We start from the raw sequence: 12,179 nt of genomic DNA, 5'->3' as shown, positions 1-12,179 counted from the left end.
CCATCCACCGCTTACTTTCTCTAGGGCCTGTTAACACTATTTAGATCTTTGCTGCTGGCAGTCAGTTTGTTCATGAGCAAGGCATGAGGAGCGCCGTTTAACGAGTTAAATAAGCAACGAATAACACAGCTCAGGGAAAAACTGACGCCAGCCCTTCGGGTTATGGCTGAAAATCCTTCACTCTGTGTTGCTCATCATTCATTTAACTCGTTAAACATCATTCTTCGCGCCTTGATTGAAAGATTTTCAGTCATAACAGCGTGATCGAAATAGTGTTAACAGGCCCTGGCAAAAATTCAAAACCGTATTTTTAAACAGCCGATCGCTGTTAAACCTCAAAGGTACCAAAAACTATGTCTGTAGCGACTATTCATAACGGTAGCAAAATCACCATGCACTTCGCGCTGAAATTGGCAGAAGATCAGGTGGTGGATTCCACGTTTGAAAGCGAGCCTGCGACTTTTGTGCTGGGCGATGGAAATTTATTACCCGGTTTTGAAGAATATTTGGTGGGCTTAACCACAGGCGACAAAAAACTGTTTGAAGTGCCACCTGAAAAAGCCTTTGGCCAACCAAATCCGCAAAATCTGCAAGAGATCAAACGCAAAGATTTTCCGGTTGATATGCCGGTTGCACCCGGTTTAATGGTGTCGTTTGCCGATGCTCAGAGTCAGGAGTTACCCGGCGTCATTGATAAAATCGAAGGTGACTGGGTAACGGTTGATTTTAACCACCCGTTAGCCGGTAAAACCCTGATTTTTGAAGTGCAGATTCTGGAAGTGACGGAGGCCTGACGTGCAAATTAAACTCGCTAACCCTCGTGGTTTCTGTGCCGGTGTTGATCGTGCTATCGATATTGTGAATCGTGCGCTGGATTTATTTGAACCACCGATTTATGTTCGCCACGAAGTCGTTCATAACAAATTTGTTGTGAATGGACTCCGTGAGCGCGGTGCTATTTTTGTTGATGAACTGGACGAAGTACCTGACGATAATATTGTGATTTTTTCAGCGCACGGTGTATCTCAGGCGGTGCGTAAAAACGCCGCAGACCGGGGTTTAAAAGTTTTTGATGCTACTTGTCCGCTAGTGACCAAAGTTCATCTGGAAGTTGCCCGTTATAGTGCCGATGGCAGCGAATGTATTCTGATTGGCCATAAGGGTCATCCGGAAGTTGAAGGCACCATGGGGCAGTACGACTACTCCAATGGCGGCAATATTTACTTGGTAGAAGATGAGGCTGATGTAACTGCACTGGAAGTTCACAATCCAGAAAAACTCTATTTCGTTACTCAAACCACCTTATCCATGGATGATACCGCTGTGGTTATTGATGCTTTACGGGCGAAGTTTGAGCATATTGAAGGCCCCCGTAAAGACGATATCTGTTACGCCACCCAAAACCGTCAGGATGCAGTTAAACAACTCGCAGCCGATTGTGATTTATTACTGGTAGTCGGCTCGCCTAACAGTTCCAATTCTAATCGTTTACGTGAACTCGGAGAGCGCATGGGGGCCAAAGCCCACCTGATTGATAGCGCTGATGAAATTTCTGCTGATTGGTTAATGGGTGTCAAGGCCGTTGGCATTACTGCTGGTGCATCAGCACCGGAAGTGCTGGTAAAGCAGGTGGTGGATAAACTGGTGAGCTTAGGTGGCGAAGCCCCGCAAGAGCTGCAGGGCCAGGAAGAAAATGTCGTATTTTCGCTACCGAAAGAGCTACGAATGGTGGATGTGGGTTAATTCCATTTATAAGTAGAGCCGCCTAACTTTCTCTCTTTTTTACCGCGAGAGTCCATAATCAAATTACCATCAAGGGCTTGTGTGTCTTGTGCTGTAGCGACCAATTCAACACATTGGGTTAATGGTGCAGACCCACAGGCTTGTGCGCTGATAACGTAGCGCTCTTGTTCAGTTGTTAATGTTGTTGTTGAATAACCCAAGTCTTTCAGATCAGTTGCGTAAGTAACATTGTCAGCATAATAACGCTCCTGTGCTTCCATAATACGGGCCATTGGTACAATGGCATCTGCTCTGTCTGACCTGCGAACATAATTGCTGTACTGAGGAATAGCAATTGATGCGACAATGCTGATGATTGCGACTGCAACCATTAGTTCAACTAGTGTAAAGCCACGTAACTTCATCAGTTTCTTCTCTTGGGTTTATATATTATCAACAAGGTTGTTCAAGCCATTTAACGATACAGTTGATGTTTGAATATAGCGTGATATCCGATCATTAAATTGATAAGGTTCTGAATCTAATAAAATATAGCCTCTGTTTGCCTGGTCCAATGTTGAATCGTTAAAAGAGCGCGTGAGTATTGAAATCCGGGCTGACCTAACAAAATTTTGCCAGCCAGGGATTGCAACCATTTCGTCAGCACTGACATAACGAACAGTCATGACAGCACCAGTCGACTCATCTTCGCCAAAGACACCATAGAGCACGTGCATTGCTAATATACCACTGGCGATTGTTTGCACTGAAGAAATGTTAATGCCTGTCGCGTCATTATAAGTTGCACACTTCAATACATCGTTATAGCCATCACCATTCTCGATATCACTTTCTACCCAGTACAGGTCAACCAGGTTGGTTCCATCAGCAACTGTCAAAGCTGCACCGGAGCAGTCCTGATTATTTCTTCCTGTACCATCTGAATTATACGTCCATCGAACCGCTAAGCGGTCACCACTGTCATCATCATCAGAATTAAAGGTGCAATCAGCTCCCGGGTCACCCGGAGTAACATTGATAGCACAAGTATCGGCAAAAGGAGAAGTGTTGCTTGCTTCCAGAGAAAAGTTAAAACCTGCCCTACGAGCTTCTGCATGTAAAAAACTTAAGACAAAGCGCCCCGTTTCTTGTGCTTCAGCCAAACCATCAGACGTTGTTGCTGAACGAGTGCTGGTGATCATAATATTCATCACAAAATAAGAGACAACGACACCCAAAGCGCTGGCAATCATTAATTCAACTAGTGAAAAACCACTTTGTTTATTGAAATTGGTCATCGATAAACCACCGTTGTTAACTCCGCCCGGGATGCACTTCCCAGAGCGTCTGTTGCATAAATTGTTTGATCAGCGTTGTTTTTACCACTGGTTCTTGAATCCCAGCTTAAAGTTATCTCAATACGTTGGTCAGCGTTATTATCATTAATAATGAGTTGCGGGTTGGCAATGAAATTTGCGGAAGAAGAGCGAATGGTCCCTGTTGAAGTTGTTGCCGGAGTGCCACAGGCGACTTCCCATAAGTCGGATATCGCCAATTGCTGAGCTGAACAGGTTTGAGCCGTTTGCCGACTGTTGCCATTGTGAAAGGCGACACAAATTCTTGCGGGTGCTGCACAGTCAACGGCTGTATTGTTAGTGTGGTAATTTCCTTCAGGGTTTGCCCGAATACGGTTGATCAAATCCTGCGTGATCCATACAGCCTGAGAACGATTTCCAGTATCTAAAGTCGCACGATTGGCCTGCATTTGGAGAGTTGCTAAACCAACCAAACCAACCACAGTGATAGTAAGAGTGACCATGACTTCAATTAAGCTGAAGCCAGAGGATTTATTTCCTCGATCAATTATGAGCATGTTGATGTCACCACTATTACTTGGCCAATATTATTGATTGAAAGAGTATACTCTCTATTCCCTGTACACCCTGCAACGTCTATTTTGATGCTATCAGATGTTGAAGACCGTCCTCGTCGGTCAAATATAAGCGGATTTGTTAGAGTATAACCTGATGAAATTGTACCAGTCTCTGCAATTGGAGAGTTGGTAGAGCCTCGTGTCAGAATAACAGTTGTATCCTGTAAAATTTCCCAGCCATTATCCCAATTGTTTGCTAATGGCCTCAGTGTGACGTTCTCTGAAGATGAAATTGCTTGATTACGTGCGTAAACAATATCTTGTTGTAGTTCTCTAAGTAATGACGAAGCTTGTTTATTCAGCGTAAATGTCTTCATTGCTGGAACAGCGGTAGACATCAGGATTGCAGCAATAGCAATCACTATCATCAGTTCTATCAGGGTAAAACCCTGATAGAACCTTTTGGGATGTGTGAACATAAAATCAGACTTCATGCCAGTAGTGTTTCTTAATGCCTGCGCAAACACCAGTACCGATGCTTTCGCTACCAATTAATAAGGTTTTTTGCCCTGGGCACTCTGCACCATCACCTTCGGGGCCAGTACCGTTACCACCTGAGCTTGGCGGGAATACCAGAACCGGGTCTGGTGGAATACCGTTTGTTTTTAAGTCTGCTGTTTCGTCAATGGTGAGGTTGTCTAAAGAGAACCCGCCATTGTTTCCGCCGCCGCCACTTCCATCACCGCTTCCATCGCCGCTTCCATCGCTACCATCACCACTTCCACTGCTTGCGGCGGCTAAATTGATGGTATACAGCTTGCCTTGTCCAGCACTACCAGAACAGGACAGGCTCGAAGACGTAGATGTTGTTGGCTTGTACGTGGTGAAGAAAATTTTAAAGTCACTGGTTAATGAGTTACTTAAAACTTTTTCACCGCTGCCAGGAAGGTCGAAGAATAAGCCATTATATTTTTTCTCATCCGGTTCACTATTCCAGCTGCTATAGTCCCCTAAATCAGACTTAGACAGAGTTTTATAGGACGTTAATAGGTTTTTCAGATCAGTTTCGGTTTCAGTTGTCATTTTATCGAAGAGCACATAGTAGTGATCTTCATTCAAAATATTTAATGGGTGAGCGCGATAGCCTGAGCCAATGCCTACAATATAAATTCCTTCTCCTGACTCTGAAGTGACATAAGACACATCCGGGGAGTTGAAGAAACGCGTATTGCCTGCAACTGTACCATCGTTCAGATCCGCCAGAACAGTACCCACCTGATTGCCATCAGAAAGCAAGTCAATTCTCCAGATGCGGCCACCCACGTCTGCAGCGTATAAAATATCAACGTTTTTATCGCCATTATTATCAACAGGAGTAATGTCGCTCACAATTGAGCTGGTCATTTCTGTGAGGCGAAGGTCAGCATTAGCATTTGGAGAAGCTTTCCATAATAGTCGACCAGTGAGTGCATCAACAATAAAGATGGCGTTACCCTGATCATGAGTTATGCGTGTGCTGCTAACAGTATCATTATTATCTTCGTCTCCGTCGTAGCCACCACCAAAGACCAGTACTTTGATCGAATCTTCATTGCTGCTGACACCAATCGCAGCGGGATTCACATTGATTGGTGTCATCTCCGACCATGTCTGTCCCAGTTCTTCAAAGCCCTGAATACCGCCATCAATCTGCCACATGAGTTCAGGTGCATCTCTATCCGATACATCCAGCGCATAATAGCTGCGTCCACCTCGACGCATACCAACATAGATATAAGCCTTATCATTACTATCAATGACAAGACGCGTATCGTTGTCACCAGACTCAACTAACAGAGTCGATATCGGGCCATCTAAGCCGTAAACTTTACCCAGTGTGCTTGTATTGTTTCTGTATTCAAGAATGTTTGGCAACAGTTCTCTCGGAATAAAGGCAAATCGCTCTTTAGGGTCATTGATATTAGAGTCGATGGCATGCAGGTAACCCGAGTTAGTACCGAAGAAAATCGTGCTATCTAAAATACCAGTAGACGCATTGGCACCATAATGAATCACAGCTGGTTTGCTGTGCAAAGGGTCTTCTATTGCTCTTCGGGAGGTTATGCCTCCATTACTATCGAATTCTAATCCTGCACCCCAAAGTACCAGATTGTTGAAATCAACATCACTTATGCTGTCTGCATTGAAGAGTGATTTTGTAAAGTTGCTGTTAATTGTTGGGTTGGAACCACTGCCACTGCTTATGAATTTATCATTGATAGCGCCACTGGAATTGCTTAAATGAGTAATTACATTGCGACTGGCAGTTAAGCGTCGTGCTGCCCCCCCTTTAGAAACAGTTTTTCCATCGGGAGCATCTTCTGCTTCGGTCCAGAAGCTGGTTGCGGTTTCATCAAAAAAACCAGTTGTGCTGTTTACCGCCGGTTCTGTGTCATTGATGCCGTAAATTTTACCGTCACTGCCGAGTCGGTAACGTTTTAAGTTACCTTCCCAACCGATGGAATTACTTGGGGAGAATAGTGTGAAATATAACTCACTGGAATTCTCCAAGCGATTCAAAGCGTTTACTGCGACTGAAGGGGCGGTAAAATTGGCTGATTTAGTTTGGATTTTTGCGAAGGTGTTAACTAATGCTTCACGAAGCTCGTCATAGCCCGTGCCTTTTTCAACACGAATATAGGTTCCCCCACCTGCCGTAGCTGTATTATTAAGTCTGGTATCAATGACATCGCCTTGGCTTACAAATCCACCAATAGTATAGGTGGTTACATTTTGCTTACCTTCATCGCTTGAATTGTCGTCCAGATTAATACGACTATCATCAATGATATCCTGAGTTTGTGCATAAAGCGCCAGCTCCTCCATACAGCTGTCATCTAAAATATTGTTTGTACCATTCGGGTCTGTAGAACAATTTTTAGTAATATAAGATTTGTCAGAATCAATATCCTTAACAAAATTTCTTATTCTGACATCACTATCTGCATCATAAGATGATTCGCCATCAGTAAAAATAATCACATGATTACTTTGGCAGGTATCATTGATTGGTGTTATGTAATTTCCAGAATTGTCATAGGTATCGTGATGACTTAAATAAAAATAATTGTCATTTGAGATCGCCGAGCAGTTGTTAACGGTTTTGATAAATTCTGTTTCTATAGTTTCAAGTTCTGGTTCGAGGCAAACATCTTTGTTTTCCACTTGTGCTGGTCGAATGTAACATCTGTTTGCTCCACCCCACCATGGACGGAAATAAGATATGTAGTCGTCTCGGGTACTACAAGCAGTGCTTGAGAGGCCTGTCACGTAACAACGGCCATAGTAGTCTCGCTGGCCATTACATACTTCAATAACATCATACCTCAAGCAATTTCCTGTTGGTTGAGATAGTGTTTCTTTAACAAGTTTATCTTCTGATTTACACGCAATAGAACCATACTTTTTACCGTATTTTACTGGTTCGCCACTCAGGTAGCGTAATGTTTCATCATAGGTTTCAACCAATGGCGTCCAAGCGTTGGCGGGTAGTTCCTCGATCGCATTAATTAGGGTGTTTTTATGGGTCGCATTGTCAATAGGCCGCAAAGGAATTTGAATAAAACCACCGTGGTCCAGGTTGGTTGTTCTGGTTTTGGATGAATCTGTATAAACTGACCTATTGCTAACGGGGCTCGAAGAGCTTCTGGTGTTATCAAATCTAGATAAACCAATATTTACATTTTCCAAACCAGTCAGGATGGATATGGCTGCTTCTTGTGAAACTTTTATTCTTGATGCTGTATTACCATTCTGATCAACTGCATCATTGCTCCCCATACTGCCTGAAGTATCAAAAATAAACATAACATTGGGATTGCCCACGCCTGTTGTATTACCAGTGTAAATTTCAACATCATCAGCTTTAACAAAAACCGAGAATGAAAGTAAAAATAAAGTTAAATATTTCATTATTAACTCCTGTCGGCCTATGGTTTTGTTAATTGAGTTGATGTTGGCAAAGGTATAATTGGGTCGATTTCGGAGCGAGCACCAAAAACAATGTAAAGCAACTCATTGCTATCGTTACGCATATGAAGAGATAGCCTTGGATAGTTCTTTCGTAAGTAAAATTCGGTTGCAGTTGAAAAGTCTATCTCCCGGTTGCGATCATAAAACTTTGTTTCCGCTGTGACTTGATAACTCTGACTCTCACATTTGGAGCATGTTTTTGCTTTTACAACGGACGATGAGAATATCATTAAATTATGAGGCTCTAGTTTCAGTTCCAATGCTTGGCTGCTAAGGGCTATTGAGCTGAGGAGCAATAGACTGATGGATTTTAAAAAAGTGTTCATGATCAAACTCCGGTGTTATTGCAGTTTAGGGCCTGAGGCATATAAGCCAAATTCCTGCGAAGATGTAATGTTGCCACTTTTATCCGCCCCTTGAGCAGTGAAAGTAAAGTAATATTTGGTTTCACTGTTACCCCCTTCATTCTGTTTGATGTTGAATGGGTTTGGGTCATTAGGGTCGTAGTTGTCATGGGCCGGTATGGTGATTTGTCCTGAAATATTCCCTAATTGATTAGGCTTGTTAGGGACACTCCAGCTATTGGTCGCATAAGGGTCAAAAGTAAGATCAGGATTAGTATTGTTGATAATCGTGGTTAGCATATTTCTTGCCGCTGATATGTTGTCATCATCGTTCATGAGGGCATGGCCTCTGGCAAGGAAGTCATAAGTGGAGTTAAACACCGCCTGGCTTCTTTGCATGCTGCCCACCATTTTCAACTGAATGGTAGAACGTTCCATCGCAACAATGGATGTGATGGTGATGATGGTCAGGATAACCAAGCTGATGATCAGTGCTGAACCATTTGAGTGCTGTGCTGATAGACGCATATTGAACAACCAATTATATCTTTGTTATAGCATCATAAAGAATCGCAGTCAGGCTGCCAGAGCTTGCTGATCAGCGGTGCTTTATTCGGAAGAAATGGTTCTTCAATTGGAAGGGCAGGGAATGGTCTTGCCTCCAGCCGTTTCCGGAATGCCATCCCCATTCTTATCTGTGCCTCGTCTGACCCGCCCAATACGCGAAATAATGAGCACCTCGCTGTCTATATCGGTGCGGCAGTAGCTAAGTGATCCGCTACTGAAGCCTGCAAATCCACGGCTATTGAAGCTTATCACTCGATTGTTAAAAGAGCGTTGAATATCTTCTGTTGAAACAGCTGGTATAGTGCGCAATATTTCTTCATTGATATCAAGTCTGCGGTTGTTATTCAGATCGGTAAATATGCTGAGTTCTTCATTCCAATCTTTTCCGCAGGAAGCATTATCTCCTAGGGGACAAAAACTGGTTCGGGATTCATGCGTAATAGCTCTTATGCGTGTGTAACTGATAGCTTGCTTTAATTGCACAATATGTTGTCGCGATTCAATTTTGCTGGAAAACTTGGCGAGTGAAGGGAGTCCAACTTGAGTAATAATTGCGATCAGTGCTAACACAATCAGTGTTTCAACCAGTGTTAATGCTTTAACAGAGCTTTTCATAACAACCATCCGTGGCTATTTTTTGTTCAATATATCCTTGCGTTTATGATTACGTCACTCAGTGGATGGTGTGAAATTCAGTCAATGGCAAGCTTCTTACAGCGATAACGCAATGCACGGAAGCTAATCCCGAGTTTTTCGGCGGCTGCGGTTTTATTCCAGCGCGTGGCTTCCAGCGCCTGAGTAATCGCCAGGCGCTCGATGTTTTCCAGGTAGGCTTCTAGGTTGTTAGTTTCGATGGTCATTTCACCATCGTCAGAGTGCGATTGAGTCATTGCCTGAGTTTCGTCAGACAGGCTTAAGTCGTCAATGCTGATCAGTTCGCCCTCTGCCATGGTGAAGGCGCGTTGCAGGATATTTTCTAACTCACGGACATTGCCCGGGAAGCTGTATCGCTGCAAAGCATCCGCCGCGCGCGGGGATAAATCGACTTCGGGCATGCCCCATTCCTGAGCGTATTTGCGTATGAAATGACGAGTTAACAGCGGGATATCTTCAGGCCGTTCGGCCAGGCGGGGTACACATACCTGAATCACGTTTAAGCGGAAGTACAGATCTTGCCGGAACGCTTCTTTATCGACAAGAGCCTGAAGGTCTTTGTGGCTGGCAGAGACAATGCGCACATCCACTGGGTCTTCGTGCTCGCTGCCCACCGCGCGCACGGCTTTTTCCTGAATCACGCGCAGTAGTTTGGCTTGCATATCCAGTGGCAGTTCGGCTACTTCATCGAGAAACAAAGTGCCTCCCTGAGCGGCTTTAAAGAAGCCGGCTTTATCACTGCTGGCTCCGGTGAATGAGCCTTTCACATGGCCAAAGAATTCACTTTCCATCAGGTCTTTGGGAATGGCGCCGCAGTTAACTGCAATAAACGGTTGGCTGGCACGCACACTCTGATGATGAATCAACTTGGCGACCAGTTCTTTCCCTGTACCGGATTGGCCGTGGATAAAAACCGGAGCCTGGGTGCGGGCCACTTTACGGATGTTTTCTTTGAGTTGTTCCATCACCGCTGAGCTGCCAAGCAGGCCTTGTGCAGAAGGAACGGCATCAATGTTCGCCGGCACTTTTGTCAAGCGTAGCGCGGCCTGAACCAGTTCTCTTAAACGGACGATATCAATCGGCTTGGCAACCAGGTCGAAGGCCCCGGCTTTTAAGGCATTCACTGCCAAATCCATACTGCCAAAAGCGGTAATCATGGCGATGGGCATATCCGTGTATTTTGCGTGACACAGCTCAATGATTTCGAGCCCATTGCCATCGGGGAGTTTCATGTCGGTAATGCAGAAATGGTATGGCCGTTGTTGCAACAGAGCTAAGGCTTCGCTGACACTGCCAGCCTGGTAGCAATTCATGTCCATACGTTGCAGAGTCAGCGCAATTAAATCGCGGATATCGGGTTCATCGTCGATAATAAGGGCGGTGTATTGGCTCATTCCATTACTCAATTCATATTTCAATCAGTTTTTCGGAGAGTCGGGCTTTGTGCCTGAATCTGAAAACAAGTGTGTTTTTGTTTGCGAATATACTGGATTGTAGCCTGATTGGCTTCACACAACTCGCGACAAAGATACAAACCCAGTCCTGTGCCATCGTGTTCGGTGGTGTGAAATGGCTCAAACAGGTGTACTTGTTGTTCGGGAGCAACACCTGGGCCATTATCGACTACCGCCAGTCGCATTCCCTCGGGTGTCTTGTCGGCAATTAACATCAGGCGTGCATGATCTGGGTTGTGTTTAAGCGCATGTCGTAAGCCATTTGCGCAGAGGTTATGCAGGATCTGTTGCAGGTGATCCGGATCAAATGTGATCAGCCAGTCATCATCGCAGGCCAGCTTGATGCTGAAATGTTTGTCCTGATGTAAACCATTGAAGTGCTCAATAAAGTGCTGCAACCAGGGGCGGAGCGGTAGATCTTCGCGGCATGCCTGAGTTCGGCGGGATAATTGTAAAATATCCTCAATAGTGCGGTTAATACGCATGCAGTGTTGCTCAACAATGTGTGTCAGCTTCTGCTCAGGCGCTTGCAGGTAATCGGTTTCGCCGAGTAATTGAGCAGCCTGGCGCAAAGCGCTGAGCGGGTTGCGGATTTCATGGGCGATGCTGGCCGTGAGTCGTCCTAATGAGGCGAGCTTGATTTGTTGCGCTTCCGCCGCAATGCGGCTGCTGTCTTCCAGGTAGATTAAATAATCACCGGGTTCCGCGCCTTCGATCTCTACACGGCTGAGCATCAGGCCGACTTGTTGATGCTGGATGACTGAACCCGATGACGCTTGTTGTATTGCATCCGGTAAGGCTCTGTCTTCTTGTAATTTAAACCAACGCGCAGCCTGCTGATTAAACAGCAATACCTGATGATTTTTATCACAGGCGATAATGCCATTCGGCAAACCTAATAACGCTTTTTTACTGAAATTTTGCAGGCGCCGGATACGGGTGGCTTGTTCATCCGCCAGTGTGAGGGTGCTTTGCAGTCGTTGTGACAGGGCTTGTGTCAGCGCCGCCAGGGTAAAAAACAGGATTCCTTGAAGGCCTGTGTTCACAATGCTTTGGGTTGCCAGATCCTGCAGTAGAAATTGCTGAGTATAGAATAACGCCAGGCTGCTCCAGGCGGCGACACCAAAGCCGAGCACCCCGGGGGCCAGCAAGTTTGCGATCACCACGGGAATTAAAATCAGGCTCGGGAAGCCCGAGTCGATGCCGCCGCTGGAAAACATCATGGCTGACAGCAGTACAATTTCGAGAAAGATATAACCAATGGCAATTTGTGGATTGGGATTGCGATTGGCGAAGCCAACAAACACCGCGGCGACAATGACGTACAGTGAAACGGTAATCAGTAATGTATGTGGAGCATGGCCACCAATAATGGCATCACTATGATCAAGGCCGTCGACGATGGTCAGAAATAAGGCCAGAAATAACGAATAATGGCTGTAAAGCCGCAGCAGTCGTTGCCCTTTAACCAGAAATTCACTGGGAATAAGTCGCATAGAGTCCTTCTTCTGTTTGCGTCACACCGGGAATTTCCAGACAATACGCGCCCTTGAC

General features: G+C 45.1%; 12 protein-coding genes. 2 read left to right on the top strand and 10 right to left on the bottom strand.

Annotation, left to right across the window (positions count from 1 at the left end; translation table 11 throughout):
• Positions 1–353 precede the first annotated feature (353 nt).
• Positions 354–794 (top strand): peptidylprolyl isomerase, encoded by a 441-nt coding sequence (locus tag KFF03_RS14690; RefSeq protein ID WP_255857667.1) that lies wholly within the window; start codon positions 354–356, stop codon positions 792–794.
• Between the two features lies 1 nt (position 795).
• On the top strand, positions 796–1,743 hold the full coding sequence (gene ispH, locus KFF03_RS14685) for a 4-hydroxy-3-methylbut-2-enyl diphosphate reductase (RefSeq protein WP_255857666.1): 948 nt from the start codon (positions 796–798) through the stop codon (positions 1,741–1,743).
• Here ispH and KFF03_RS14680 read toward each other — a convergent pair.
• The 10 genes from KFF03_RS14680 to KFF03_RS14630 all read right to left on the bottom strand — a co-directional run bounded on the left by KFF03_RS14680 (position 1,740) and on the right by KFF03_RS14630 (position 12,121).
• The gene (locus KFF03_RS14680; protein ID WP_255857665.1) at positions 1,740–2,147 is read right to left on the bottom strand and encodes a type IV pilin protein; all 408 of its coding nucleotides are present in this window, start codon (positions 2,145–2,147) and stop codon (positions 1,740–1,742) included. The two genes, ispH and KFF03_RS14680, sit on opposite strands and share 4 nt — an antisense overlap.
• Before the next feature lie 18 nt (positions 2,148–2,165).
• Positions 2,166–3,020 carry a PilW family protein gene (locus tag KFF03_RS14675; protein WP_255857664.1) on the bottom strand — a complete coding sequence of 285 codons (855 nt, stop codon included), beginning with the start codon at positions 3,018–3,020 and terminating at the stop codon, positions 2,166–2,168.
• Positions 3,017–3,595 (bottom strand): type IV pilus modification protein PilV, encoded by a 579-nt coding sequence (gene pilV / locus KFF03_RS14670; RefSeq protein WP_255857663.1) that lies wholly within the window; start codon positions 3,593–3,595, stop codon positions 3,017–3,019. The genes KFF03_RS14675 and pilV overlap by 4 nt, the downstream gene beginning before the upstream one ends.
• The gene (locus tag KFF03_RS14665) at positions 3,586–4,089 is read right to left on the bottom strand and encodes a GspH/FimT family pseudopilin (RefSeq protein ID WP_304941506.1); all 504 of its coding nucleotides are present in this window, start codon (positions 4,087–4,089) and stop codon (positions 3,586–3,588) included. Before KFF03_RS14665 ends, pilV begins: the two co-directional genes overlap by 10 nt.
• Entirely contained in the window at positions 4,079–7,546 is a 3,468-nt protein-coding gene (locus KFF03_RS14655) for a PilC/PilY family type IV pilus protein (protein ID WP_255857662.1), read from the bottom strand. The genes KFF03_RS14665 and KFF03_RS14655 overlap by 11 nt, the downstream gene beginning before the upstream one ends.
• A 17-nt stretch (positions 7,547–7,563) precedes the next feature.
• Positions 7,564–7,932 carry a hypothetical protein gene (locus KFF03_RS14650; protein WP_255857661.1) on the bottom strand — a complete coding sequence of 123 codons (369 nt, stop codon included), beginning with the start codon at positions 7,930–7,932 and terminating at the stop codon, positions 7,564–7,566.
• A gap of 15 nt (positions 7,933–7,947) precedes the next feature.
• On the bottom strand, positions 7,948–8,478 hold the full coding sequence (locus tag KFF03_RS14645; RefSeq protein ID WP_255857660.1) for a hypothetical protein: 531 nt from the start codon (positions 8,476–8,478) through the stop codon (positions 7,948–7,950).
• Between the two features lie 102 nt (positions 8,479–8,580).
• Entirely contained in the window at positions 8,581–9,132 is a 552-nt protein-coding gene (locus tag KFF03_RS14640) for a GspH/FimT family pseudopilin (protein ID WP_255857659.1), read from the bottom strand.
• A 77-nt stretch (positions 9,133–9,209) separates the two neighbouring features.
• The gene (locus KFF03_RS14635) at positions 9,210–10,565 is read right to left on the bottom strand and encodes a sigma-54 dependent transcriptional regulator (RefSeq protein WP_255857658.1); all 1,356 of its coding nucleotides are present in this window, start codon (positions 10,563–10,565) and stop codon (positions 9,210–9,212) included.
• Between the two features lie 20 nt (positions 10,566–10,585).
• Complete coding sequence (locus tag KFF03_RS14630) at positions 10,586–12,121, bottom strand: PAS domain-containing sensor histidine kinase (RefSeq protein WP_255857657.1); 1,536 nt, start codon at positions 12,119–12,121, stop codon at positions 10,586–10,588.
• Positions 12,122–12,179: the final 58 nt, after the last annotated feature.

It is taken from the genome of Bacterioplanoides sp. SCSIO 12839, from assembly GCF_024397975.1.
In the GTDB taxonomy this organism is placed as follows: domain Bacteria; phylum Pseudomonadota; class Gammaproteobacteria; order Pseudomonadales; family Oceanobacteraceae; genus Bacterioplanoides.
This window is presented reverse-complemented; position numbering and strand designations above follow the sequence as displayed.

Coding starts and splice junctions, on each gene's coding strand:
- KFF03_RS14690 (WP_255857667.1), top strand. CDS start 354: ATGTCTGTAGCGACTATTCATAACGGTAGCAAAATCACCATGCACTTC.
- KFF03_RS14680 (WP_255857665.1), bottom strand. CDS start 2,147: ATGAAGTTACGTGGCTTTACACTAGTTGAACTAATGGTTGCAGTCGCA.
- KFF03_RS14675 (WP_255857664.1), bottom strand. CDS start 3,020: ATGACCAATTTCAATAAACAAAGTGGTTTTTCACTAGTTGAATTAATG.
- pilV (WP_255857663.1), bottom strand. CDS start 3,595: ATGCTCATAATTGATCGAGGAAATAAATCCTCTGGCTTCAGCTTAATT.
- KFF03_RS14665 (WP_304941506.1), bottom strand. CDS start 4,089: ATGAAGTCTGATTTTATGTTCACACATCCCAAAAGGTTCTATCAGGGT.
- KFF03_RS14655 (WP_255857662.1), bottom strand. CDS start 7,546: ATGAAATATTTAACTTTATTTTTACTTTCATTCTCGGTTTTTGTTAAA.
- KFF03_RS14650 (WP_255857661.1), bottom strand. CDS start 7,932: ATGAACACTTTTTTAAAATCCATCAGTCTATTGCTCCTCAGCTCAATA.
- KFF03_RS14645 (WP_255857660.1), bottom strand. CDS start 8,478: ATGCGTCTATCAGCACAGCACTCAAATGGTTCAGCACTGATCATCAGC.
- KFF03_RS14640 (WP_255857659.1), bottom strand. CDS start 9,132: ATGAAAAGCTCTGTTAAAGCATTAACACTGGTTGAAACACTGATTGTG.
- KFF03_RS14635 (WP_255857658.1), bottom strand. CDS start 10,565: ATGAGCCAATACACCGCCCTTATTATCGACGATGAACCCGATATCCGC.
- KFF03_RS14630 (WP_255857657.1), bottom strand. CDS start 12,121: ATGCGACTTATTCCCAGTGAATTTCTGGTTAAAGGGCAACGACTGCTG.